At 47.3% G+C, this 25,403-nt stretch carries 24 protein-coding genes and 1 pseudogene; 14 read left to right on the top strand and 11 right to left on the bottom strand.

The window, feature by feature from the left end:
- Window positions 1–15 precede the first annotated feature (15 nt).
- Entirely contained in the window at window positions 16–1,584 is a 1,569-nt protein-coding gene (locus DLM76_RS01140) for a tetratricopeptide repeat protein (protein WP_118956274.1), read from the top strand.
- Window positions 1,585–1,723: 139 nt separating this feature from the next.
- On the opposite strand, the gene DLM76_RS01135 is transcribed toward DLM76_RS01140, so the two are convergent.
- Entirely contained in the window at window positions 1,724–2,263 is a 540-nt protein-coding gene (locus DLM76_RS01135) for a DUF1564 domain-containing protein (protein ID WP_118956484.1), read from the bottom strand.
- Window positions 2,264–2,500: 237 nt separating this feature from the next.
- On the opposite strand from DLM76_RS01135, the gene DLM76_RS01130 reads away from it, so the two are divergent.
- From DLM76_RS01130 to pssA, 8 genes are all read left to right on the top strand, one after another.
- Window positions 2,501–3,130 carry a hypothetical protein gene (locus DLM76_RS01130; RefSeq protein ID WP_425528967.1) on the top strand — a complete coding sequence of 210 codons (630 nt, stop codon included), beginning with the start codon at window positions 2,501–2,503 and terminating at the stop codon, window positions 3,128–3,130.
- Window positions 3,106–4,662 carry a TolC family protein gene (locus DLM76_RS01125; protein WP_118956275.1) on the top strand — a complete coding sequence of 519 codons (1,557 nt, stop codon included), beginning with the start codon at window positions 3,106–3,108 and terminating at the stop codon, window positions 4,660–4,662. Before DLM76_RS01130 ends, DLM76_RS01125 begins: the two co-directional genes overlap by 25 nt.
- Window positions 4,663–4,685: 23 nt before the next feature.
- The gene (locus DLM76_RS01120; protein ID WP_118956276.1) at window positions 4,686–5,864 is read left to right on the top strand and encodes an efflux RND transporter periplasmic adaptor subunit; all 1,179 of its coding nucleotides are present in this window, start codon (window positions 4,686–4,688) and stop codon (window positions 5,862–5,864) included.
- 102 nt (window positions 5,865–5,966) lie between these two features.
- A complete protein-coding gene (gene lexA, locus DLM76_RS01115; RefSeq protein ID WP_118956277.1) occupies window positions 5,967–6,578 on the top strand; it encodes a transcriptional repressor LexA in 612 nt (203 codons plus the stop codon).
- Between the two features lie 38 nt (window positions 6,579–6,616).
- Window positions 6,617–6,907 carry an LA_1448 family UV-C exposure upregulated protein gene (locus DLM76_RS01110; protein ID WP_118956278.1) on the top strand — a complete coding sequence of 97 codons (291 nt, stop codon included), beginning with the start codon at window positions 6,617–6,619 and terminating at the stop codon, window positions 6,905–6,907.
- The gene (locus DLM76_RS01105; protein ID WP_118964151.1) at window positions 6,897–8,294 is read left to right on the top strand and encodes a S41 family peptidase; all 1,398 of its coding nucleotides are present in this window, start codon (window positions 6,897–6,899) and stop codon (window positions 8,292–8,294) included. The genes DLM76_RS01110 and DLM76_RS01105 overlap by 11 nt, the downstream gene beginning before the upstream one ends.
- Window positions 8,291–9,307 carry a tRNA (adenosine(37)-N6)-threonylcarbamoyltransferase complex transferase subunit TsaD gene (tsaD, locus tag DLM76_RS01100; protein ID WP_118964150.1) on the top strand — a complete coding sequence of 339 codons (1,017 nt, stop codon included), beginning with the start codon at window positions 8,291–8,293 and terminating at the stop codon, window positions 9,305–9,307. Before DLM76_RS01105 ends, tsaD begins: the two co-directional genes overlap by 4 nt.
- On the top strand, window positions 9,304–10,068 hold the full coding sequence (gene pssA / locus DLM76_RS01095; RefSeq protein ID WP_118956281.1) for a CDP-diacylglycerol--serine O-phosphatidyltransferase: 765 nt from the start codon (window positions 9,304–9,306) through the stop codon (window positions 10,066–10,068). The genes tsaD and pssA overlap by 4 nt, the downstream gene beginning before the upstream one ends.
- 580 nt (window positions 10,069–10,648) lie before the next feature.
- Here pssA and DLM76_RS22115 read toward each other — a convergent pair.
- Together DLM76_RS22115 and DLM76_RS01085 are read right to left on the bottom strand one after the other, a co-directional pair.
- Window positions 10,649–11,431, bottom strand: a pseudogene (locus DLM76_RS22115) (hypothetical protein); the annotation flags it as partial.
- A 125-nt stretch (window positions 11,432–11,556) separates the two neighbouring features.
- Complete coding sequence (locus tag DLM76_RS01085; RefSeq protein ID WP_241548181.1) at window positions 11,557–12,585, bottom strand: hypothetical protein; 1,029 nt, start codon at window positions 12,583–12,585, stop codon at window positions 11,557–11,559.
- 394 nt (window positions 12,586–12,979) lie between these two features.
- Here DLM76_RS01085 and DLM76_RS01075 point away from each other — a divergent pair, with 394 nt between their 5' ends.
- Genes DLM76_RS01075 through DLM76_RS01055 form a run of 5 tightly spaced genes read left to right on the top strand, consistent with a single transcriptional unit; the run spans window position 12,980 to window position 17,208 of the window.
- On the top strand, window positions 12,980–13,204 hold the full coding sequence (locus DLM76_RS01075; RefSeq protein WP_118964148.1) for an LIC12298 family protein: 225 nt from the start codon (window positions 12,980–12,982) through the stop codon (window positions 13,202–13,204).
- Window positions 13,201–13,887, top strand: a complete 687-nt coding sequence (locus tag DLM76_RS01070) for a JAB domain-containing protein (RefSeq protein WP_118964147.1) — start codon at window positions 13,201–13,203, stop codon at window positions 13,885–13,887. Before DLM76_RS01075 ends, DLM76_RS01070 begins: the two co-directional genes overlap by 4 nt.
- Before the next feature lie 4 nt (window positions 13,888–13,891).
- The gene (locus DLM76_RS01065) at window positions 13,892–14,647 is read left to right on the top strand and encodes an ABC transporter permease (protein ID WP_118964146.1); all 756 of its coding nucleotides are present in this window, start codon (window positions 13,892–13,894) and stop codon (window positions 14,645–14,647) included.
- Complete coding sequence (locus tag DLM76_RS01060; protein ID WP_118964145.1) at window positions 14,644–15,849, top strand: ABC transporter ATP-binding protein; 1,206 nt, start codon at window positions 14,644–14,646, stop codon at window positions 15,847–15,849. The genes DLM76_RS01065 and DLM76_RS01060 overlap by 4 nt, the downstream gene beginning before the upstream one ends.
- 48 nt (window positions 15,850–15,897) lie before the next feature.
- The gene (locus tag DLM76_RS01055; RefSeq protein WP_118956285.1) at window positions 15,898–17,208 is read left to right on the top strand and encodes a UDP-glucose dehydrogenase family protein; all 1,311 of its coding nucleotides are present in this window, start codon (window positions 15,898–15,900) and stop codon (window positions 17,206–17,208) included.
- 223 nt (window positions 17,209–17,431) lie between these two features.
- Here DLM76_RS01055 and DLM76_RS01050 read toward each other — a convergent pair whose 3' ends face one another.
- From DLM76_RS01050 to obgE, 8 genes are all read right to left on the bottom strand, one after another.
- Entirely contained in the window at window positions 17,432–18,562 is a 1,131-nt protein-coding gene (locus DLM76_RS01050) for a 5-(carboxyamino)imidazole ribonucleotide synthase (protein ID WP_174714629.1), read from the bottom strand.
- Window positions 18,559–19,047, bottom strand: a complete 489-nt coding sequence (gene purE, locus DLM76_RS01045; protein ID WP_118964144.1) for a 5-(carboxyamino)imidazole ribonucleotide mutase — start codon at window positions 19,045–19,047, stop codon at window positions 18,559–18,561. The genes DLM76_RS01050 and purE overlap by 4 nt, the downstream gene beginning before the upstream one ends.
- Window positions 19,048–19,098: 51 nt before the next feature.
- Complete coding sequence (locus DLM76_RS01040; RefSeq protein WP_118964143.1) at window positions 19,099–20,499, bottom strand: UDP-N-acetylmuramoyl-tripeptide--D-alanyl-D-alanine ligase; 1,401 nt, start codon at window positions 20,497–20,499, stop codon at window positions 19,099–19,101.
- Window positions 20,500–20,596: 97 nt separating this feature from the next.
- The gene (locus DLM76_RS01035) at window positions 20,597–21,379 is read right to left on the bottom strand and encodes a rhomboid family intramembrane serine protease (protein ID WP_118964142.1); all 783 of its coding nucleotides are present in this window, start codon (window positions 21,377–21,379) and stop codon (window positions 20,597–20,599) included.
- A gap of 69 nt (window positions 21,380–21,448) precedes the next feature.
- Window positions 21,449–22,072, bottom strand: coding sequence for a nicotinate (nicotinamide) nucleotide adenylyltransferase (gene nadD / locus DLM76_RS01030; protein WP_118964141.1), 624 nt, complete (start codon window positions 22,070–22,072; stop codon window positions 21,449–21,451).
- A gap of 3 nt (window positions 22,073–22,075) precedes the next feature.
- Window positions 22,076–23,326 (bottom strand): glutamate-5-semialdehyde dehydrogenase, encoded by a 1,251-nt coding sequence (locus DLM76_RS01025; RefSeq protein WP_118964140.1) that lies wholly within the window; start codon window positions 23,324–23,326, stop codon window positions 22,076–22,078.
- Window positions 23,323–24,210, bottom strand: coding sequence for a glutamate 5-kinase (proB, locus tag DLM76_RS01020; RefSeq protein WP_118964139.1), 888 nt, complete (start codon window positions 24,208–24,210; stop codon window positions 23,323–23,325). The genes DLM76_RS01025 and proB overlap by 4 nt, the downstream gene beginning before the upstream one ends.
- Window positions 24,207–25,337: a GTPase ObgE gene (gene obgE / locus DLM76_RS01015; RefSeq protein ID WP_241548156.1), complete on the bottom strand. Its 1,131-nt coding sequence runs from the start codon at window positions 25,335–25,337 to the stop codon at window positions 24,207–24,209. Before obgE ends, proB begins: the two co-directional genes overlap by 4 nt.
- Window positions 25,338–25,403: the final 66 nt, after the last annotated feature.

The raw sequence follows: 25,403 nt of genomic DNA, 5'->3' as shown, positions 1-25,403 counted from the left end.
AGAAAAACAAAAAAAATGATCTTCGTCATTCTTGTAGCAATTGGAATCATTCTGATCGTTGCGTTTGGATCTTTTCTGATCCAGACCAAGAAAGACGCTTACGAAAAGGCCCTGGCCCTCGCCGCCATGGGGAATTATGTGGATGCCCGAGTTATCATTCGGGACATTTTGGACAGTTCTCCCTCGAACGTCCGAGCCCACTATGTGATCGCGAAAATCTACGCGATGGAAGGGGATACGACCAACGAGGCTCGGCATCTCGAGAAAATCAAAAAGATCGGTACCTACGAAAAGGGGATCAACGAGGTCGCGGTTTCCAACCGGATTGCGGATATTTATTACCAACAGGATTTATTCGAAGAAGCTCTCTTTCACTATTTGGATACCGTAACGATCGATCCGGAAAATGCGGAAGCGAACATTCGCATCGGGTTTATGGCCTTGGGGCAAAAGGAATTTGCGATCGCCGATCGATTCTTAGGAAAGATTTCCAACGATAAGATTAAGAACGCTTCCATCTTTATCGGAAAGGGCGTGATTGCCGCGGTGTTGCGGAAAGGAAATCCGGTGGAATTCTTTGCGAAGGCGTATGAGTTGGACCCGGCTTCTCCAGTGGGCGGATTTTTATACGCGTTGAGTTTGACGAGGGATGGGAAATACGAAGAAGCGGTTAAGGTCGCGAACTCGGTCGCGGATCTCATCGAAGACGATTACGTGCGTTATACGATTTTTCAGTTTTTGATGTGCTGCTTTATTCTTCAGAGAAATTTGGGAGAAGGTTTAAAACACGCAAGGCTTTGTATGGAGATGGCGCGGAACAGCGGTTGGAAACAGGAGATGATCGACTCGGACGTTTACTTTTCCCTGTTGGCCGTGAAACTCGGCAAGTTGGAAGAAGCCAGCGAATATCTCATCGAGGCCGAGTCGGAACGAATCGACGACAGAAGAATTTTGGAGCTTGCAAACTATAAATTCCAGTTGGAGACGAAACGAACGGATCCTAACAAGGCGCAAAGCGGATTCTCCCTGGATGAAGAGATCGGAAGAATTTTCGGAGAACTCTTTCCGGTGGAACGTTTTTATGAACTTTCGGGACTCAAGTCTTCCAAGTCCTTTCATATCAAAGGGATCTTGGACGATCAAGGTAACAAACTTCTTGCCGACGTTTCTAAGATCGGCGTCGGTGTGTTGGATCACTATAGACAATTGAAAGGCGTCGAATTTAAGAATCTCTGCGTGCGGATCGTGATGGCTTTGAATTATACGGTGAGTCGCGAGGTTCCGAATAAAGAAGGGGACGGTTTGAATCTTACCGGTTTGAATAAGACGGATAAGGAAACTCGTTCTTTGTTTAAGTTTCGCAAATGGAAGGACGCGAAGATCTCCGATATTTTTCTGCGGGATACGATCGGACAGATCAAAGAGTTGGGCGTGGATAAAGCCTTTATCGTCGGCGATGCGGAGTTCACCGAAGGCGCAAAACGTTTTCTTACGGATAATTCTTCGTTGTTGAACGTGATTTACGGTAAGGACCTCGAAGAGCTTTTGAAGAAGGCTCTTCGTTTGGAAGCAAAGGGCGCCTAACGCGGGATGCGTTCGGAATGTTTTTGTTTTGTCGACGATTGCGTCGCGGGTTGATGGTTCGTTGTTTTTTTGTCGGGGCATGTCTTTCCCCTTGTTTGTTGAGATTTTTTTGAAAAACGTTTCGGACGATGTTTCGTTTTTAGTCGGGATACCAATCTCTGTAATCTAATGTGTAGAATAGGGAGTCGGGTTCGCAGTCGAGCTTCCGAATTACTTGGTTGTAGGCTAAATCGAGGTGCAGGATGTAACTGTAGTTCCTGTGAAATGTGGGAACTCCCGCATTCAAAGTATCAAAGACGGATCCGCCAACCCCGGCAAAATCCAACCACAACAAATAATTGAAAAGAAAACAACGCGATACACCATGAGCTTGCGCTAACGTTCCGAACAAGGTCCAGCTCCCGGGGCTCAAACGAACATTCACCCGTTTCATTTTGGACTTTCCCGGGCTTGGTTGATACAAGGTCCGCCCCGCATTTTTCCCTAATCGTTTTTGAGCTGTCAGAAATTTCGCATATGTCCGCAGCATTTGCGGAATTTTTTTCGGAAGTCTCCGAGCCTCGTCTTCGGAAAAACGAAGCCATGTTTCTTCCGGAATCAACAAGGTCACGGTTTCCATTCGATCTTTTTGAAGCGTTGAGCGAATCTCCCGATCCGCATCCAGTAATAAATATCCCATGTCGGTTCGGTTCCGAAACGCGTAAACAAAGCGCATATCGACCGAAAAAAATTCGTATAGCGTAGAAAAACGCAAGATCTGAACCGAGAAATGCGATTGTAACCGTGGAAAATAGGTTCGAATAAAAAACAAAACTTGATTCGACTTTACGATCGATTCTCAGAGACTGGACCCGAGTCCGGATTTCTCATGCCCGCGAAGAAGACATATTTTTCAGTTCAACAAAACTCTGTGCAAATACCGTTAGGCTTCTCTCCACGAACCTCAAATTCACGGATCGCATCGAGTCGCGCACTTATTATCATTTTATTCTTCGCATTCTTCGCGGTTTCCTGCAAGACGACAGAGGCAACCGCATCCGAAAGAGAAATTTTTCTTTCCAGAACCGACTTAAAATCGCCGGAAATTCGGGCCGGAAAAGTGTTTCTCGCGGGTCATACGGGCGATCATAAGTTGGACACGCCGGAGATTCTCCAGTTGATGAAAACCCTCGTGGACGATACGGTCCGGAAAGATTTTTCCAAACTCGGAGATCAGGTTTCTCCCAAGGACGGATTACTTCTCGATCTGAAAGGAATTTGGACTCGGGAAGAAATTAAAAAGGAACTTCTAAAAAAAGGGAATTACTTCGAGACGTATTTTTTTGACCGTGAGCTTTTGAAAAAACAGAAGAATTCGGAGAACGTTCGAACGGTTCGGGATTTGTTTTTGCTTTCCGGCGGAATCGAAATAGAGTTCTATTACGAAAGTATGACCGAATGCGAATTGAAGCTTCGATTCAAAGATAACATAGAACTGGAGAAGGAACTTCTCAATCCATACTTTAAGAAAGTGCAGGGGAAATGGTATCTTCACAGAATGTTTTAATCAGTCTTAAGACCGGTGCAGTTGCGCCGAAATTTCTGAAGAAATGGTTAGTCTTCGGATTTCTCGGACTCGCCGCCGTTTTGATTTTTCCGGTTACTACGACCGCGGAGGTAGTCCCGCTCGAACCGGGTCTCGCCGAGGAAGAAGACAAAAAAAAATCGAACGCGAATTCCAGTTCTCCGGAAGAAAAAAAATCGCAAGGGACAAAGGACGCGCAAACCCAAGCACAGCCCGAGTCTCAAACACAAACGCAATCACAAGTTCAACCGCAGAGTTCGACAACCTATGGTCAATCCGGTTTTTCCGGAAAGATCATTGATTGGGATATGGAACGTCTGATGGAATACGCAGTCTCGAACAATCCCTTGTATCTCGCTGAAAAACAAAACATGGGAATCGAACGAGGAAAGGTCATCACCGCTTCCTTGTATCGAAACCCGATCGTTCAGTTCCAGCAACAGTTCATCGGAATGCCCGGCGGAGGCTCTTCCAGTCCTCAGGTTTTAGGAGCGAACGGATCGCAAGGAGGAAGCACGGAGATTGCACCGGCCCTCTATCAAGATGTGGACGTCTACGGAATCATTTCTCTCCGATCCAAGGTCGCTAAAAAATCCTTCGAAGCGGTTCTCGGAGAATTCGACAACTTCGACAGGCTTTTTAGACTCAGGTTGAGGCAGAACTATTGGACTTATATCTTCCTAACTAATTTAGTAGATTATAATAAAGAATTTTACGAAAATTACAGCGATCTTTTGGAACTCACGAAATTTCGAGTGGAAAAGGGCGACATCTCTCCTCTCGAATTCGAACGTCTCGAGTTGGAAAGAATTCAGGTCGAGAAGTTTTACCGTGATGCGCTCGTGCGCAGACAGTTTGTCGAAAAAGAACTGAGAATTCTTACCGGAATCAAGGAATCGGAAGGAATCTTCGCTTTCAAATCGGAGATGAAATTCAAATCCCTCGAGGACCTAGGTCTTCGACTTAAGGATTCCACGATCGCTTCGGTCAACCGCCCGGATATCGCGGCTTTGGAAGAACGCGTTAAAGAGAAGAAGCTCAACATCGATCTCCAAAGAAGAGAAGCCCTCGGTTATCTTCAAGTCGGAGGAGAATGGAGAATCAAGGGCAACGAGCATTACGCGGGCGTATTCGCTACGATTCCTCTTCCGTTGAACGACCGAGGTCAGGGAAAGGTTCTTTCCGCTAAAGAAGAACATAAAAAGTTCGAACTCGCGCTCGAAGCCAAAAAGCGCGAGGTCAACGAGGAAATCGAAGCTTCCAAGAAGGAACTTCTCGCGCGAGAAGACCTTCTCGCCAAATACGAACGAATCAATCTATTACAGAAAAACAAACAGTTGGAACAAAAATCCAGGATAGCGTATGTCCGTGGTGCATCCGATCAGGTGACCTTTCTCCAGGCCGAAAAGAATTATCTTACGGTCCTTAGAGATTATTACGAAGTATTGTATCTCTACTACAATGCGGTCGAAATTTACAAGGCGGCGGTCGGTAAAAAAACAGAGAGGGATTAAAAAGCCCCATCCCGGAGATTTGTATGATCAATTTCGTAAACCGTTATAGAACGACTCTTATCCTTCTCGCGATCGTGAGCGCGGTATACTTCGGTTATAAAAAATTCTTCCCTAAAAAAGCGGAAGAGAAAAAGCCCGTTGCGGTCAGTAAAAACAGATTCACCGTTTCCGAAGAGATTTTAAAACGACATCCTCTCACGTTAGTCGCTCTTAAGGAAGTTTCCGCCTTCGACGAGGTAGCTCTTCCGGGAAGAATTTCCTACGATCCGGAAAGTATGGCGAGAGCCGGTTCCACCGTGGAAGCGAGAATCAAAAAGGTTCTCGTGCGCGAAGGAGATCGGGTCAGTCAGGGTTCTCCTCTTGCGATTCTTTCTTCCGTCGTTCTCGGAGAAGTGGAAGCTTCTTACGTGAAAGCAAGAGCGAGTCTCGAAGCGTTGAAACTCCAGGCGGACCGGGCAAAGGAACTCTTCGACATGAAAGTAACCTCCGCGAAGGACTACGAGTTCGCGAACATGCAGTATAAAACCGCAAAGACCGAAGTGGAAACGACTCGGATCAAACTGGAAAACTACGGCTTGACTCCCGGTGAAATCAACGGAATCGAAAGAGGGGTTTACGTTTCCTCCAACCTCGTTCTCCGCAGTCCGATCAACGGAGAAGTCACCGAAAGAAAGGCCGTGCAGGGACAACAGGTCACCAGAAACGAGGATCTGTTTACGATCGCAAATCTTACCAATCTAATGGTCCTTCTCGAAGTGTATGAAAAGGATTTGGGCACGATCGCCGAAGGAGCCGACGCGATGATTTATCCTCTCGGGGATGAAAAATCTCCCGGGATCAAGGGCGAGGTTGCGTATGTGGGAACGGTTCTGGATAATATCAAACGAACCGCCAAACTTAGAATCATGGTTTCCAATCGGAACGGAAAACTGAAACCGGGACAATCCGTGACCGCAAAGGTGAAAGGAATGGTCGTGAATACGGGTGAGCCGAGACGGACGATTCCTCTCGAAGCGGTGCATGAGATCGAAGGAAAGTCGATCGTCTTTCTCCAAAACGAAGACGGAAGTTTCGAAGCGACCGAGGTCATCACCGGTGATACGGTCGGAGACGAGGTCGTCATCAAAGCGGGCTTGAAAGAAGGAGCGCAGATCGTTTCCAGAGGTTCGTTCATTTTAAAAAGCGAATACTTGAAGTTGTAAAACCGCCTGCGCTGCGCGCAGGCGACCCCCGATCACAATCCCCCGACAAGTTTTACTATTTTTGTGTTGACTTAGCATTTATTCACTACTAAGTTGTTTAGTATGAAAGACCTGACAGACAAGCAACAGGCTGTCCTCACATTCATCACTGCAATCATTAAGGAACGCGGTTTTCCTCCTACGATCCGGGAAATCGGAGACGAATTCGGAATCACCGCGAAAGGCGCTTACGATCACCTCAAGGCGATCGAAAAAAAGGGATATCTCAAGACCGCTAAGAATCAATCCCGCGCAATCGAACTCATCCGTCAAAGCCCGATGGAATCTCTTCCCGTGCAAGCGACGAGCATTCCCGTAATCGGTCGAGTCGCGGCCGGTCTTCCGATCTTCGCCGAAGAAAACATCGAATCCTACATTCCCGTCCCCGACGAGATGGCAAAGGGCAACGTTCCTATGTATGCGCTTCGGGTTCAGGGAGATTCCATGGTGGAAGCGGGAATCAACGACGGCGATATCGCGATCATCGAAAAACGAGACATCGCACGCAACGGTGAAATCGTAGTCGCGCTCATCGAAGACGAAGCCACATTGAAAGTATATTATAAAGAACAGGATCAGATTCGACTCGAAGCGAGAAATCCGAAATACAAACCGATCAAAACCAAGAAAGCAACGGTGATGGGCAAGCTGATCGGATTGTATCGAATTTACTGATTGACAGAGGGAGAAACTCGACTGAAACTTCGGACAGAGTGTTTCAACGAAATTTCTTCCTCTTTATTCTCCTCCTTTTCGTTCTCCAGTGCAGTCCTCCTAAAAAAGATATCACCGACGGTGATCTAAAAAGGGTTCTGGAACGGGTCAGCATCGCGAGAATCAACGCGAACCTCAAGGCTTCTTCCGGAAAAGCCGCACCCAACGATCTCACATTTTTTCTCGAAGCCTGTTCAGTCTACAGACTGGATCCCGATAGTGTACTGGATCGACTGAAGGAAAAAAGTCCCGCGCTGCACGAGGCATTGCTCAAACAATATGAAAAGTAAAGAAAGAATGGTCTGGATTGGAATCGTTTCCTTTCTCAGCTTCGCACTGATTCTCCCGACAGGAACCGTAAAAGGAATTTCCAAAGCGGGAGAATCCTATCTCCAAATCTTCCACGAAGTATTGTCCGTCATCCATACCGATTACGTGGAATCCGTGGACGAAGAAAAGCTCTACGTCGGAGCGATCCGCGGATTGATTTCCTCGCTTGGCGATCCTCATTCCCGATTTATGGATAAGGATGATTTCTCCCAACTCCAAGAAGAAACGCGCGGAAGTTTCGGAGGACTCGGGATGGAAGTCTCCTTCGCAGACGGAGCCATCGTTGTCATATCGCCGATCGAAGATACTCCCGCGATGAAAGCGGGAATTCTCCCGCAGGATCGAATCGTCGAAATCGACGGGAAGAACACGCACGATCTTTCTCTTTCCGATTCCATAAAACTCATGAGAGGAAAAGTCGGAACTTCTGTGTCGATCAAACTCGAACGAAAGAATCAAAAGGAACCGATCCTTCTTACTTTAGTCCGTGAGATGATCAAGATCCGTTATGTGCGTTCTTCGTATCTGGAAAAAGAAAAACTCGGTTATATCAAACTCAATCAGTTCATGGGAAAGGACAGCACGCTTTCCGAATTCAAAAAAGAACTGAATTCCCTCAAGGACAAAGGCGCCGAAGGATTGATCGTCGACTTGAGAATGAATCCGGGCGGGCTTTTGGATCTTGCGATCACGCTTTCCGATCTTTTTCTAAAACCGGATCTTGATATCGTGTCCGTGCGGGGAAGAGGGGGAGAACTCGTTCGAGTGTTCCGCTCCACGAGCGCAAACGATAAGGTCACCAATCTACCGTTAGTCGTTCTTATCAATGAAGGGTCCGCAAGCGCTTCCGAAATTTTTGCGGGAGCGATGCAGGATCATGGAAGAGGAAAAATTCTCGGGACGGTTTCTTTCGGAAAAGGTTCCGTTCAAAACATCTATCCTCTTTCGCATAACACGGGAATCGCTCTTACGATTCAGAAATATTATACTCCGAGCGGAAAGTCGATTCACGGAAAAGGAATCCAACCCGACGTAGTCGTAAAATCGGTGGAGCCTACGGAAGACGATCGATTCTACATCCGCAAGATGGCCGAAAAGAAAATGCTCGAAGCCTTTCTTGCTAAGAATCCGAATTATTCCGAGGCGAACTTTGTCCTCTTTGAAAAGTATCTCGCTGAAAAGGGAATCAAACTTTCCGCCGACGTCGCCAAGTTCTTATACAAAAGCAGAAGCCAACAAGACAGTCACAACGGAATTCCCGACGTAGAACTGGACCCGCAGCTTCGTAAAGCGATCGAAATTCTCAGTGCTCCGAAAGACGGAGAAAAGAAACCGACAAACGCATGATCGGAATGGGAATCGAAACCAGTTGCGACGAGACCTCCATCGGAATCGTCCGCGACGGGAAAGAGTTACTCAGTCTTAGAATTTTCAGTCAGATCGATCTGCACAAACCCTACGGAGGAATCGTTCCGGAGATCGCTTCGCGCGCTCATCTGGAAAAGATCAACCTTCTCCTCGAAGAAGCGATGGAAGAAGCAAAGATCGGGTTCGAGGACCTTTCTTACGTCGCAGTGACTTCTTCCCCGGGTTTGACCGGATCTTTGATGGTCGGGGCGCAAATGGCCCGTTGCATTCACATGGTTTACGGGACTCCGATTTTACCGGTTTGTCATCTTCAATCCCACTTTGCCGTTTTACACTTGGAGGGAGTTCCCGCGGAATTCCCCGTTCTCGGATTATTACTCTCCGGCGGGAATTCCGCCATTTACACCCTGCGAGAATTTGGTAGAATGGAACTCCTCGGCGATACGATGGACGATGCTTTGGGAGAAGCCTTTGATAAAGTTGCGGGACTTTTGAATCTGCCTTATCCGGGCGGACCGCATATCGAAGCGAAAGCGAACGCCTATGTTCCCGCTCCGGACGAGAAACCGATTCTTCCTCCGCTGCTTAGGAATCTTCCTCACAACGAGGTTTCCTTCTCTTTTAGCGGACTGAAGACGGCGGTAATGGTTCAGCTGGAAAAACAAAAGGATCTTTCCCAGGAGCGGATATGTTGGAACTTTCAAAATTCAGCGTTCGATCTTGTGGAACGGAATCTCAAACGGGCCGTCGCGAAAACGGGAATTCGCCGGATCTTTGCCGCGGGGGGAGTGTTGGCAAACGGCACGCTTCGGAAACGATTGCAGTCTTGGGCTGAAAAGAATTCAGTGGAACTTTATACTCCCAAGAAAAAAATTTATTGTACCGATAACGGCGCAATGGTAGCGTCCTTGGGATACTATCTTTTTCAGAAAGGCTACCAGAGAGATATCGATTTTACGGTCAGTCCATCCAGACAGGAGATTTTTACATGAAACTCAAACTAAGTTGGGTTCCTAACACTCTTACACTCGGAAATCTCACGATGGGATTCAGCGCTATGCTCGTTGCATCCGAAGCCGGTTCCAGGGGCGGAAGCGAGTTACAGGCTTACACACTTGCAGGATTCTTTATATTGCTTGCGGCTCTCTGCGACGGACTCGACGGTATGGCCGCAAGAGCGCTCAACGCGACATCCGAATTGGGAGCCGATCTGGACAGTCTTGCGGATTTGACCGCGTTCGGAATCGCTCCGGGTTATCTGATGTATCAGATGGTTCTCTGCGAATACAAGATCGACGTATTCGGTAAGGAAGATCTTTTCCCGATCGGAATGCTCATCGCCGCGATTTTCCCGATCTGCGCCGCGTATCGACTCGCACGTTTCAACGTCGCACACGATCCGAAATCCTTTACGGGACTTCCTTCTCCTGTGGCGGGTGTAACCGTCGGATTTTTTCCGATCTTTTTGAACGCGAACTCCTCTCCTCATTGGATTACGATCACCGGTTTCGTTTTGATCGCGATCTTGATGGTTTCCAACATACGTTATTCGAAACCGCAAGCGGCCATTCGATCCAAACTCAATCCTACGAGATTGTTTCTGCTCGTAGCGGGAATCACCATTCTTCTCGCTCTTGTAGGACTCAACCGCTGGCCTTGGCTGATCTACGGATTGATTTTCTTTTACATCTTTTCCGGAATCATGACCTTTCTCATTCACTTGATTCAAGAATTCCGAGTGAAGCTGGATTGATCTAAAACGAAAAGAGGCGGCCGAATTTGAAAAGGCCGCCGTCTGCACGCCTTCAAAACGGAAACTGCACCTGCAAGTTGATCCAAATTCCGTCGCTTTTACTTTCCTTCTTTCGCGAATGACTTACCGTAAAAGCGATGGTCGGCGATAAAAGCCGAAGACGAAACGAAGAAGAGCGATCCGTAAAGATCAAACTCGTTTCATCCCTTGCCGTTCTCGCCTCGAAAAGGGAATCCGTTCGATTTCCTTCCTTCTGAAACAAAAACGCGCCTTCCAAGTTCCAAGTCTCCGCGATTCGAAAGGACCATTTCCCTTCGGTGATCGCATCTCCGTTGATTCTCCATTCTTGTCCCGCTTCGATCGTAAACCGGTTTCGGTATAAACCGTAATACATTCCCCGGCCGATCGTTTCGTTCGTATAACTTCTCAAGGAAAGAAGAATTCCTCCGTAAGAAGGATCGTAAACGATCGGAGCCTTCCCTCCGATGATTTCCCAACGTCTCGCAGCCGGCGGGGGAATCGTTTCCGAGCTCGGAAGATGGAAAGAGTTTGTTTCCGATTGCGACGGAGAGGCGCTCGGCCGATTCCACGCGCGAATCCATTCTATCGAGAACGCGGAGTGGGAAACGAGTCCGAAACGAACCAACGAAGCTTGTCCGCGCAGTTCGTTCCGATTCGGGTCGAGTGCGAAAAGATCCTCGGTTTTCCCGCGATACCCGGTCAGACGAAATTCGGAATCCAAGCGTTCCGAAAACATAGAAGTATAAAACGTCCCGCCGATTTCCTTTTTCTCGCCGACGGTTTGAATTCTGGAAACGATCCGAGGACCGGGAAGATTCCAATGATTCGATTGAAAATTTAGAGAAACGTAATGTTTGGAAACCTCGGGAGAATACGCGGCTTCGAATAACTTCTTCGGAGAAAGAAAATAATACCCCGCTCTGCGTTTCGCTTCTTGTTCGGAGTAATACGTCCCGAGCGACCAACCCTTCCAGAGAAGACCGAAAAAGCCCGAACGATGCACCGCTTGATCGATCTCCGGAAGCGCGGTATAAAAGTCGTTGTCCCTCAGAAAATAAAAATTCTCCAGAGGTCGAAACCTATGTCCGAAGCCGGCGCGAACGGTTTTGTGATCGACTTTTGCGGAAAAGAGCGGGGTTCCGTTTCGAGTTTCGAAAAAGCCGGTCCAACAAGAACGAGCCGATGGATAAGCGACATTCGTGTCGTTCGAAACCGGAGTTTGTTTCGTCTTCGGATCGGGTTGTATCGGACAGTTCGAAGTTTTCAAAAACCAATTCTCTTTGGCGGTATGCGTATATCTCGATTCGTATGTTTCTCCGGTGGCTCCGACTCTAGATTCGATCGCATCGATCGGAGTCCCGGCGCAAAAAACCGCGCATAAAAACAGAAAACGAGGCGCGTAAACTTTCGGATTCGACGAAGAAACAAAGAATTCGAATATTCTAAAAAACGAATCCGGTTTCAAACTCACGGTTTTTCCTTCCGGACGTTCGTATCGGTTCGTTTTTTGTCCGCCTTGTCCGGCGCGGCCTTCGGCCGCGCCGCCGGATTCTTCTTTTTTAAAAGGACGTAAATCTTCGCTTGTTCTTTTTCCGAAAGAGAATGGAAGAACTCCGCAAATTCGTTTCGAGAACGCGCGCTTTCTCTGGAGATTCGCAACGCGGCCGCGAGCGGAAATCCCGCCGACAAAAGTTCCTGCAGCGTAAAAGAGGTATTCGTATAACGGTGAATCGGTGATCTTCGAACAAGATCGTGTTTCTCGGATATTTCCGTGTTCTTTATGGAAGAGCGATCATACGCCGCCTCCGATTCGCGATCGATGCGATTGCCAGAGGAAATTCGAGTCGCCCTTGAATCGGAATCTTTTTCAAAAAGATCTCCGATGTCCGCACGCGCGGAAAACGAAGCGTCTTTATCGATTGCACTTTGATTTCCAAAAAACGAAACGGCGGCGTTGTCCCAGGCAAATCCGATTCCGAGCGTGAAACGATCTTCGGTATGAGCCTCCGTCCAAGTTCTCGAAACTCCCGCAAACAACCGAAGTTCCCGGTTCAATGGAGAATGCAGTACAAGAGAAACGTTTCGAAATTCTTCGCCGGTCTTTCCGAAAAGATGGATCGACTGTCGAGTAGGAATTTCCAATCGAAACCCGATCACGCAGAGGTCCTTGTATCCGCGTTCCCAACCGGCAAACAAAGAAGAAGAGAAAGAATTCTCCCTCGAAACGAAAGAATAACCGAAACCCGCGTAGGTTTGATGAACTGGCGGAGAGGTTTCCGCCGCGGTTCTATGATTCACATAAACGAACGAAGTCTTCCAAAGATGTTCGTTTCGTTTTACGATAAAGAATTCTCCGGAGGCTCCGAACGAGGGAGGAAATTTCTTTCGCGCTTCGGTCAAAACTCCCAAAGCAAGGGAAGAATTCTTCGGAGAAAGAAAGAAGGCCGGATCGATATCCGATCGAAATCGTTCGCGTTCGTCTTCTTCCCCGCGCAAACCGTTTGTGAAAACGCAAAGAAGGCAAACCCAAAACAAAATCGTTGCCGGTTTGGGACGGGAGAATTCGCTTTTCCGCACGTTCGAAGCGGTTCGCGACGGAGAAGATCAAGCGCACGCTTTGGAAAAAATCGAAATTCTTTTCAAAAAAAATTCAAACGAAACGTTTTTGTCCGGGGGAAACGTTAAGATAGGATTCAGAAACGGAGGAAAACACGGGGTTTTGGGACTCAAAAGGGCTTCTGGATCGAAAATCGAGGATTTTCGAAAAAAAAGAGCGTTTTGGGTTGACATTTACTACTATTTTGATTAGTATATACATATCCGTTTAGTGGATTATCCTGTGGTTTTATCTGTTTATGTCGTCTAATTTATTAAGAATGGAGAGAAGACTATGATCATTCGATCTCTGCAAGAATCAGCAAATTACCAGAGAAAACGCGGTGGTCTCGCCGGTGCCGGTCCTAACTGGAAGGAACGGGCTCGCGCGGGTGAGTCGAATCTTAAATCCTTCGCGGATTATCTGGAAGAAGCGTTTGAAGGGGAAGTAGTTCAAAAGGGAACCTGGTTTGCAGATTCACTTTCTGAGCTCAGTAAAAACAACCTGAAGCGGATTTGAAATCTAGCGGAAAACTCTCTGAAAGGTTGGGTCCTTTTCCCGATCCCAGAACGCGGATTGCGTATGAAGCCGAATCCCTGGAAGATTGGGAACTTTTGGCGGTACTTCTGGGAAGAGGGAATCGGGCTCAGCCGATCGAGGAATTGAGCCGCAATATCTTGCATCAAAGCAAGGGACTGGGCGGACTTCTTCAAAAACAAGTTTCGGATCTTCGTAGGATTCCCGGCATCGGCAACGCAAAGGCGACCGCCTTAATCGCCGCCATCGAATTCGCGAGACGTCTCAAATGGGAAGCGCTCAAAGGGAAACGTTATTCCTCCAAGCAGCTTCTGAACTTTTTATCCACAAGTTTAATCCCCAAAAACAGAGAATGTTTCGTTCTCATCACTCTTTCTCCCGAAGGTTCCGTGTTACGCGCCGAAGTCGTCGCGACCGGAAGTCTGGAAGAAGTCGGAGTACAAAGCCGCGACCTATTGAAGATCATCTTGAACGACGCGGCCTCCGCCGTGATCATCGCGCACAATCATCCCGAATCCGGCTGCAAACCGAGCAGAGAAGACGTTTGGATTTATAAGAATTTCGGCAAGTTGTTGGATTCTCTCGGAATCGACCTCTTGGACCAATGGATTTTTGGAATTGACGGGATCTATTCCTGTAAGGAAGGTAAGGTTCTTCAGGCGTAACGCAGTGTTGAAAAATTTGCCGATTCTTTGGATCTTAGTGCGGAGAGATTACGCCTTACAATTCGCGGGAAGTTCCTTGGGAATCTCGTGGATGTTGATTCAAAACCTCAGTTTGATCCTTATCTACACGATCGTCTTTTTATTTCTTCATTTAAAAGGAAATCCCGAATCCGCTTCCGACTTTATCGGATACGCGTTCAGCGGTCTTTTGTTTTGGATTCCTCTTCAGGAATACATGATCCGCGGAACTTCCATTCTTACCGAAAACAGACAACTCATCAAACGGTCTCCTCTTGGCCCCGAAATCTTTCTTTGGATTCCTTACGTGCAGATGCTCGTTCATTTCGCCGTGACGGCCGTTCCGATTCTGGTCGTTCTGATTGTATTAGATAAATTGAATGTTTATTTTTTCCCGCTCGGTGTTTTGATCGTGGTTGTCACGGGATATCTGCTTTCTTTCGTGCAGGGTTATCTCGCGAGAGCCAACGTGATTCTTCGGGACATCACTCCTCTGATTCGACTGATCTCCCAATTCTTCTTTTGGTCCCTGCCGATTTTATACGTTTCCTCCGGCTTTTTGCAGGAAGTCAACGTTTGGAATCCGTTGAACTTTCCTTTGGAACTTTTCCGTTTCGTATTATTAAACGACTTCGTTCCCGTTTTTCATTGGAAAGAATTTCTTCCGTCCCTGATTTTTTTTCCTTTGATCGGAATCCTCAGCCGTTCTAAATTTCATTCCGTCATTCTGGATCATCTTTGAGCTTAAAAGTAGAAAATCTGAACAAGGTTTACACCGGTTTTAGCGGCCCTTCCCACCGGATTTTAAACGTACTCACGCTCGGTTTTTTCGGGAACGACGTGCGTTACGACGCTCTGAAAAACGTAAGCTTTGAAATCGGTTCCGGAGAAATCGTCGGTTTGATCGGAAGAAACGGCGCGGGAAAGTCCACTTTGTTGAAAGTTCTCACGGGAGTTTCTTCGTACGCGTCGGGGAAAATTCTGAAAACGGGAACGCTTCGATCCATCCTCGAACTCGGAGTCGGATTCAATCCCGAACTTGACGGACGGGAAAATCTGTATTACAACGGTCTCGTTTGGGGACTGAGTCCGAAAGAAATCGAATCCTCGATGGAGGAGATTTTCACCTTCGCCGGTTTACAAGAATTTAAGAATATTCCGATCAAACAATATTCTTCCGGAATGGTGATGCGCCTCGGCTTTGCGCTCGCGACGTTTGCACGGCCCGACATTCTCATCGTGGACGAGGCTCTCGCGGTAGGAGACGCGAGTTTCCAGCAGAAATGTCTGCAGCGTTTCCGTTCGTTTCAGGAACAGGGAACGATGACGCTCATCGTCAGTCACGATCTCGAACTTTTAAAGTCCGTCTGTTCTCGGGTTCTCATTTTGGAAAAAGGAAAACTGGTTTTTGACGGAGATCCCGTCGAAGGATTTCGCGAATACATGCAGATCATCGCGGATGCGGGGAGCGGACAAGAAAACGTTCTTCCTTTGCAGAAGGATTCTCCCGTGGAAACTCTTTCGGTCGGAATTCAACACAAAGGCCAGATCAATCCGAAGATTCTTCCGGTCGGCGCCGAGGTGGAAATTACGGTCGGCGTAAAATTCAAAAAGGAAATCCCCGATTTGACGGTCGGCTTTCACATCGACGATGCTCGGGGAATCCGTGCTTTCGGAACGAACACGTTTCACCTCGGAAATTCGCTGAAAAACATCCGCGCGGGAGAATCCGTCCGGGCGCAGTTCCGACTTCCTCTGAATTTTTCCGCAGGAAAGTATTCGCTGGGGATCGCGTTGCACGAAGGGGACAACCACGTGGGAAGCAATTACCTTTGGAAGGACGGGATTCTTTCTTTTGAGCTGGAACGGCTCGATCTTCCGAAATTCGAGGGTGCGGCTTGGCTTCCGGTCCAAAGTCGCCTGGAAAAAGACGCTTCTTCCTGATTTATTTTTCTTTCTCGCCTCGGAAAGCCGGGAATCCTGGTTCTCAATATGAAAGTTTGTGTGATTGGAAGCGGGTATGTCGGTCTCGTCGCTGGGGCTTGTTTCGCGGAATACGGAAATCACGTGATTTGCGTCGATAAGGACGAAACAAAAATCGCAAATCTTAAAAAAGGAATCATTCCCATCTATGAACCGGGTCTTTCCGAATTGGTTTTGACCAATTGGAAGGAAAAACGGTTGGATTTCACGACTTCTCTCAAGGAAGGCGTGGAAAAATCGGAAATCATTTTTATCGCTGTGGGAACTCCCACACTCCCGGACGGATCGTCGGATCTTTCCGCGGTCTTTGCGGTCGCAAAGGAAATCGGTAAATCCATTAACGGATACAAGGTCATCGTGGATAAGTCCACCGTTCCGGTCGGAACTGCGGCTCAAGTCAAAGCGATCATCGCCAACGAAACCAAACAAGAATTCGATGTCGTTTCCAACCCCGAATTTTTGAAAGAAGGAGCGGCGATCGACGACTTTATGCGTCCCGAACGCGTCGTGATCGGAGCGGAAACGCAGAAAGCCGGCGACCTCATCGCACAATTGTATGCGCCTTTCGTTCTCAACGGAAATCCGATTCTCCGCATGGGGGTCGTTTCCGCGGAACTTACCAAATACGCGTGTAACGCGTTCCTCGCGACGAAAATCTCCTTTGCCAACGAGATCGCGAACCTTTGCGAAGCCGTCGGAGGAAATTACGAAGACGTGCGCAAAGGAATGGGAACCGACTCCAGAATCGGAAGACAGTTCTTGTACGCGGGAATCGGATATGGAGGTTCTTGTTTTCCGAAGGACGTTCGCGCCCTCATCAAAACGTCGGAAGACGAAGGTGCGCCCTTGCAGATCATCCGCAAAGTGGAAGAAGTCAACGAGGCGCAAAAACTCAGACTCTATGAGAAAATCGTAAAGTTTTACGGAGAATCCGGTCTTGCCGGAAAGACCTTCGCGGTTTGGGGACTTTCCTTTAAACCGGGAACGGACGATATGAGAGAGGCTCCTTCGATTCCTCTTTTGCTCAAACTACATGATAAAAACGTAAAATTACAGGTCTATGATCCGGTTTCCAAAGAGACTTCGGGTCATTATTTCGAAGGGAAGGTGCAATATGCGGACGATGCATATTCCGCTCTTAAAGACGCGGACGCTCTTCTTCTTTTAACCGAATGGAGAGAATTTAGAGAACCCGATTTCGCGAAAGTGAAGAGCCTGATGAAACAAAGCGTGATCTTCGACGGAAGAAATCAGTATTCTCCGGAATCCATGAAAAAACAAGGGTTTCAGTATTTCTCGATCGGAAAGCCGGCCGTATAAATTTTGTTAGATGAACGTTTTTAAGGAATGATCCGGGCAAAGTCGGTTGTGGATTCCCATCGAACATTCGATAGGCGGCCGACAAAACGGATTGGACCAACATTGAACGAAAAGCAAAACGCATAAGAAAATCGGAAGCGTTGTCAACAACTTGTTTATCGAACGCGGGAAAGGAACCCGCATTCGGTTACGTCGATCGGGGAAAATCCTAAGATGGAAACTGTCAATCCCAGTCTACAAACGCGGATTCCGGATTCGGTCCGGAATAATTCCAGTGACCCATCTTTCTTCCGTTGCGGACCTCCGTTTTTCCGTAAAGGTGGAGGTGATAATAAGGATTTTCTAATGCTCGATTCCAGAGAACGGAGCCGGGTTTGTAATCTTCGCCGAGAATGTTCTTCATCGTGACCGCTTTAACGGGGATGTTCTTCGGTGCGGGAAGATTACAAAGAGTTCTCATCTGAAGAGCAAATTGGGAAATTGTTCCGCTGTCCTGGCTGAAATGCCCGGAGTTATGCGGTCTCGGAGCGAACTCATTGCAAAGAATTTCCTCTCCCTTGATAAAGAATTCGATTCCGAAAACGCCTACATAATCGATCGTTTCAGCGAGTTTTTTTGCATAAGCGACAAGATTCTCTTCCACGCTTTTCGGAAATTCTCCGGGATGAAAGGTCAGATCCAGAATGTGATTTTTATGAACGTTTCGAGACGGTCGAAAATGGGAAATCGTACCGTCTTCGAATCTCGCTAAGATTACGGAAGCCTCGTCCGTAAACGGAAAAAATTCCTCCACGATATGATTGAATTCTTTGAGATCGGCAAGCGCGGAAACCAGTTCTTCCTGCGTCTTACATTTCACTTGACCTTTCCCATCATAACCCATCGTGTTCGTTTTTAAAATGCAGGGAAACTTGACTTTGGACGGAACCGAACGCTTGTCCTCTTTCGTGAACACGGGATAGAAGTTTACGGTAGGAATCCCCGCCTTTTGAAAGGAAGTTTTTTCTTTCCATCGGTTTTGCGCGATTCGGATGCAGTCCGGAGACGGATTGACTTTTAGTCCCGTTCGTTCGGAAAAATTTTCGATGGTGGAAAGTGCAATTTCCGGAATATTCTCAAATTCGAATGTAAGAGCGTCGATCTTCTTTAGAAAATCGGTCAGTGCGGTAACGTCTTCGTATTCGGATACGAATTCGTTCGCACCCGCACCCGCCGCGGGAGAATTCTTTTCGGGAGAATAAACGGAAACTTCGTATCCGAACGGAATCACTTCCAAGCAGAACATTCTCGCGAGTTGTCCCGCGCCCATAACCCCGAGTTTAGCGCCGGGAAGAAGAACGTTCTCTCGGTTCACAGAAGATCCTTGTTTTTGGAGAGGGCTTCTTCTCGAATTTTGATCCGATATTGTTCGAGTTTTTCGGAAAGTTCAACGCTTTGTAAGGAAAGAATTCTCAGAGCGAGAAGGCCCGCATTCTTCGCACCCGCCGTTCCGATCGCGAGAGTCCCCACGGGAACACCGCCCGGCATTTGAACGATGGAAAGAAGACTGTCCAATCCGTTGAGCGCTTTGCTTTGAACCGGAACTCCCAGTACGGGAAGAGTTGTCATCGACGCAACCATACCGGGAAGATGAGCGGCTCCTCCTGCTCCGGCGATGATGACGGAGTAACCGGCTTGTTTCGCGTTCTTGGAAAATTCCAACATAAGTTCGGGGGATCTGTGAGCCGAAACGATTTCTTTATGAACACTAACTCCGAAATCCTTTAGGATCAACTCGGCTTCCTTCATCGTTTCCCAATCGGAATGACTGCCCATGATGATTGCCACTTTTATGTTCAAGTTGGATTCTCCTTCTGAAACTGTTTCTGTGCGTAAAGAGGTTTGCAAGAACTAAACCGGAAGGGTTTCTACGAAGCGTTCGAGCTGAATTCCTCGGGACGCCTTCGCTAAAACCACGGAACCCTCCGGAACAGAGTTCGTAAAGATTCGAACGAGTTCCTTCAACCCTTCTTCCGTTCCCGGAAAATGTTCCGCAAATCGCGGAGAGGATGTTCGTTTCAAAAATTCGTCCCGTATCAAACTCGCGTCGTTCCCGAACGTAAATAAGCCTTTGAGATTTGGAAAGCCCGCGCAGTATTTGCCGAGTTTTTTATGGAATTCGGAGGAATGTTTTCCGAGTTCTTTCATGTCGCCTAATACCGCAAAGAATTCCTTTCCGTCCGCAAGTTGATCCGCGACTTCCAAGGAAGAAAGCATGGATTCGTAGTTCGCGTTATACGTATCGTTGATCACGTTGTATTTACCGGATTGAAAATCGAGTCGCTTATTCGCGGAACGAAACGAGGAGACTCCGTCTTGAATCCATTCGATCGGGGTTCCGATCGCTTCCAAACAGGAAACCGCGACGGCCACGTTTCCCAAAAGTTTTTCTCCGGGTAGATTCCACTCGATTTCTTTGTCTTTATAATTTAATAAGAATCCGGACGGCCGTTTTTCGAGAACGGAAAACGTCCTGCCCGGTTCGGCAAGGACGAGTTTTCCGCCGTGTTTACGGAGCTTTCGCTTTAGAACTTTAGAATATTCTCCGGCGCTTGGGTAAAAGAGTTTGCCGCCCTTTGTAAGACCTTCCGCTACTTCCGCTTTGGCCTTTGCGATTCCTTTTTGACTGCCTAAGAATTCTATATGCGCGGTTCCGATCGTAGTTATAACGGCGTGATCCGGTTTTGCGATCCGGGTTAATCTGGAAATTTCCCCTTTGTGGTTCATACCGAGTTCGCAGACGACGATTCGAGTTCGATCCGTGATTCGAAAGAGGGTGAACGGAAGACCGATTTCGTTGTTATAATTTTTTTCCGTGACGACTAACGCTTGTTCGCCGATCGGTTTGAGACAATTCCCTAATAGCTCTTTCGTGGTCGTTTTTCCGCTCGAGCCGGTTACGGCAATTACGATCGGATTGTATCTCATTCTGTGAAATTCCGCCAATCTTCCGAGCGCGATCAATGTATCTTTTACGGGAATCGACTTGGCTGTTTCTTCCTTCGTTAAGCCGTTTCGAATCGGGTGATCTTCCTCCACTAAAAAATAGGACGCACCGTTGGCGATCGCGTCGCGGATAAATTCGTGACCGTCCCGATTTCCCCGGAGCGGGATAAAGAGGGAGCCGGATTCCGCTTCCGCAGAGGAAGTCGTAATCGTAGCAATCGGTGATTCCTTTTGAAACCAAGTCCCGGATTGTAATCCCAAGGCTCTGCGGATCGTTTCGGGGTCGTAGGAGAAGGCTGCCTTCATGAATCCAAATTGTAGGGAGAGAATCTTTTGGAAATTCTAAAATTGAGGGTGGGGTCGAAACTCTGGCATTTTGAACAAGAGCCGCGATTTTATTGAATCAAGGTATTAGTATTCTTTTTCCTTTGCTATCAAAGAGGAATTCACAATCACAGGCTCCGCATTTATATCTTCCATACTTCGGTATTTTCTTGGGAGTGTTGCAAGAAGGACATAAGACACTCATTTTATCTTTGACCAGGCGCTGCAGCCTCAGGGAATGTCTATCAATAAAACCTAATTTTTTTAATAACAAGCCAAATAGAATTCCCGCAATGAAACCTCCTACATGAGCGGAGAAAGCAACACCGAATGAACCGATCGATTCGTAAATGGTAAAAGCTACCTGAATGATAAACCAGAGAGTGAGACTCCATGATATCGGGATATTCCGGAGCGTTATATAATCCCAGCTGTAGCGCGTAACTTTAACCGGAAAAACAACGTCTGATTTTACATTTGGAAAAAAAATTAGATATAAACCTAAAACTCCCGAAATTGCTCCTGAGGCGCCGACCAATCGAAAGTCTTCTCCGGTGTGCAGAAGAATAAAGGAGTAATTGGCGATGAGTCCCAGTAAAACAAATAAGCATAAATAAATTATATGACCGAGAACATCCTCAACATTGTCGCCGAACATATAAAGATAGAAAGCATTTCCTAAGAAATGTATGAAATTGGCATGGGCAAAGATCGAAGTAATCAGATTGTAAGAATTGATGTTATCGGAAGAAAGTTGTATGTCGTCCGCTTGAAATATGTTCAAGAGGAACATTAAAACAATCAGGGAAAGAGTAACGAAAGGAATTCTTCCTAAAAAATTTGCCTTTTCAAAGATTAACATAAGATTTTCTACCGATCTTGTTTTCGTTTTCCTAAAGCAATAGGAAATATACGAATTTTATCTCAACGCCTACTTACGATATAAGCCGTTCTTCTCGATGTAAGCTAAAATGTTTTCGGAAAGCCGTTCTCGCTTCAAAGCCGCCGAAGCGGAATCGGACTTAGCAAAAGAAATTCTCAAGTCCGTGGAGCTTACCGGAATCAGCGGATTGTTTAAAAAACGAAACCGTCCTTTTCCGGAAAGGTGGTCGTTCGCCGGAATGTTTTCCGAAAAACGACGGAACACGAAAACCTCATGCACGTGGTTGAGGATTTCTTTCCAATCCTTCCACTGATGAAAGTTCGAATAATTATCCTCTCCGATCAAAAGCAAAAACTCGCGATTCGGATAAGAAGCCTTCAGTTCCAAGATCGTTTGAATCGTAAAGCTTGGGCCTGTTCGTTTGAGTTCCAAGTCCAGGATGCGGATCGTTTCCCGAAATTCGGAAACAAAAATATGCAACATCTCTAATATAGTTTCGGAGGAAGTCCTCTTCTCGTTTTTGAGAGGATTTTGCCGATTGGGAATCAGAAAGACTTCCTTACATTCGGGAACTTCCTGAAAAAAAGACTTTAGGATTCCTGAATGTCCTAGGTGGGGAGGATCGAAACTTCCTCCGAAGATTCCGGTGAGAATTTGGGATTCACCGGACAAGTCTTAACCTCGGATTTGTCCGCTTCCGTTGACGTAAGTGGTCGTAGTCGTGAGATGCACCAAACCCATCGGTCCGCGAACATGAAGTTTACCGGTGGAAATTCCGACTTCCGCTCCCAGGCCGAATTCTCCTCCGTCGTGAAAGCGGGTGGAACAATTCACGAAAAGCGCTGCGGAATCCAAGGAGTTCGTAAACGTTTTCGCGGTGGTTACGTCTTCCGTTACGATCGCTTCCGTGTGACCCGATGAGGTCCTTTCGATAAACGCCAACGCTTCCTCCAGAGAAGAAACCGTTTTTACGGAAAGTCTCAGATCTAAGAATTCTTCCATGTAGTCGGCTTCGCTTACCGGTTTTCCTTTCGGAAACAAAGCCAGAGCGGGGGGATCTAAAAGAAGTTCCACGCCTTCTTTTGCAAGAGCCTCTAACAGTTCTTTGCGGAACGGATATCCGTTATGAAGAATCAGATTCTCAGTCGCGTTGCAAACTCCGGGTCTTTGGACCTTCGAGTTGATTACGATCGGAATCACTTTCTCGGGATCCGCGTCCTGATCGATGTAAAGATTACAAACGCCTTTGTCGTGTTTGACGACGGGGATTTTGGAATTTTCGCTGACGAACCGGATCAAACCTTCTCCGCCTCTCGGAACTACGATATCGATCGACGCGGTTTGTTGAAAGAAGGGAAGCATAAACGATCGATCCGTTTTGTCCACGAACGTCACCGCTCCCGTGTCTATTCCTTCTTTATTTAGAATTTCATGAAATAGTTTTACGAGGATCGCGTTCGAGTGAAACGCTTCGCTTCCTCCTCTAAGAATACAAGCGTTTCCCGATTTAAAGGAAAGCGCACCCACGTCGATCGTGACATTCGGACGAGATTCGTAGATCACCATAACGACCCCGAGCGGAACCCGTCTCGTTACGAGTTCAAGACCGTTTGGAAGAGTCAAGCCGCGCGTAACTTCTCCCACTGGATCGGGAAGACTTACGATTTCCCGAACCGCGGAAGCCATCGCGGCGATTCTCTTGTCGTTTAACAAAAGGCGGTCCATCAAGGCCGCGGAAAGATTTTTTTCCTTACCGTCTTTGAGATCCTGTTCGTTTGCGGCGAGGATTTCCGATTTTCTTTTTTCGAGCAGGTCCGCGAGATCAGAAAGAATTTTATTCTTTTTGGAGGAAGGAAGCGCCTTTAGACTTCTGGAAGCTTTTTTCGCGTGCGAACAAAGGTCTTCAACGTATTCGATTTCTTTCATATATGATTTCCTCCGTTTCCGTTCGCATTTCGATTCTTACGAATGATTTCCTTTACGTCCTCTTCCGAAAAAACTCGGTTTCCAGAAGGAGCGACTAACGTTCCGATTTCGTTCTTGTTCAAAAACTCTCGGATCACGTGCATCTTCTTTCCGTTTAAGATCGCGGTCGGAATTCCGGCTTCGGATAACAAACCCGCCGATTTGAGCTTGGTAAACATACCCCCCGTTCCGGGACCGCTCGGACCGCCCGCGAGATTCAAATCGTCTTTGGTAATTCTTCCCAAAAACGGAACGACCTTCTCTTCTTTCAAAAATCCGTCCACGCCGGTAAGAATGACGAGCAGATCCGCGCCTACGATCAGACTCACCAGAGCCGAAAGCATATCGTTGTCTCCGAATTTTACCTCTTCGGTCGCAACGGAATCGTTTTCGTTTACGATGGGAAGAATTCCCCATTCCAAAAGTTGCGTGAACGTATTCTTTAGATTTTTATAACCTTCTTTGGATTCGAGATCCAAAACCCCGAAAAGAATCTGCGCGATGCTCAGATTCACCTTGGAAAAAAAACTGTCGTATAGATTGACGAGACGGTTCTGACCCATGGCGGCTAACGCCTGTTTTTCGGAAAGAGAATCTCCCGAGGAAATGGAAGAGGGGAGTTCGCTTAACAAAAGTCTTCCTCTTGCGATCGCGCCGGAGGAAACGAGGATCACCTTTTTGCCGAGATCGCGGAGATGACGGATGTCGCTTACCAATTGAAACAGAAAGTCGTTCACTTCCGAGGAAGGACCGGACAATCTCGCAGAACCGACCTTGATTACGATCATCTCGGCGGAACGGATTTTTTCCGAAAGAGCGGAGCGTTCTAAGATGGATGAATTCATTCTTGGAACTCCTTGCGATCCGACGCCTTGTCGGGCGAATTCGAAATCGAACCGAGTGCGGCAGAGTCATCGTCCGATTCTTCCGACAAAGCGGATTTGGATTCTTTTACCGGATTTAAAACCTTTTCGATTTCTTCTTTGAAAAAGGTTTCGTCCATTGTGATTAAAAGTTCTTCCAAGTTCGTTTCCTTGTCCGCGGAGATCGCGATCACCTTACCGAGATGGGAAACTTTTTGGATTACGTCCTTGGTAAATTCGGGATCGTCCCACACGTCGATTTTGTTCAATACGATCAGATAAGGGCGCTTGAGAAGTTCCGGATTGTATGTGGAAAGTTCGTTTTTCAGCATCTTCAAATCCTCTTCGATGTCCAAAGAGGAAGCGTCGAACAGATATAAAATTCCCTTCACTCGCTCGATATGACGCAGAAACGAAAGTCCGAGCCCGATTCCCATGCTCGCGCCTTCGATGATGCCGGGAATGTCCGCGATCGTAAAACGGAAGATATCTCCTCTTCGCTTAACAACGCCGAGGTTCGGAGAAAGAGTCGTAAACGCGTAGCCCGCGATCTTCGGATGCGCGTCCGTGATCTTTGAGATCAAAGTCGATTTACCTGCGTTCGGAAGACCGACGATTCCGACGTCGGCCAAAAGTTTCAACGAAAGACGTAGAAATTTATATTCTCCCTCCTCTCCGGGCTGCGCGAAGCGGGGAGTTTGATTGGTGGAAGATTTAAAGTGTGTGTTTCCTTTTCCGCCTCGGCCGCCTCGTACGACGACGAATTCCTGCGTGTCGGAAACGAAATCGAAAAGAAGATCGCCGGTTTCCTCGTCGTAGATCTGCGTTCCGAGAGGAACGAAGAGGATCAAGTCTTCTCCTTTTTTGCCGGAACAATTGTCGCCGACTCCGGGAAAACCGGCTTCCGCTTTGAACTTTCTTTTGGAAAGATATTTGTCCAAGGTGTACATGGAAAGATTCGGACGAATGATCACGTTTCCGCCGATTCCTCCGTCTCCGCCGTCGGGACCGCCGAACTCGACGTATTTTTCCCTGCGGAAATGAACGGAACCTGCTCCGCCGTGACCGGCGAACACTTCAATGGCGACTTCGTCTACAAAGGATTCCATGTTGTTAATCGAATATTCTAAATTCTTAAATTACCTAATAAAACAAAAAACCGCAGAGTCCGGACC

The sequence above is a fragment of the Leptospira yasudae genome (genome assembly GCF_003545925.1).
Taxonomy (GTDB): domain Bacteria; phylum Spirochaetota; class Leptospiria; order Leptospirales; family Leptospiraceae; genus Leptospira; species Leptospira yasudae.
This window is presented reverse-complemented; position numbering and strand designations above follow the sequence as displayed.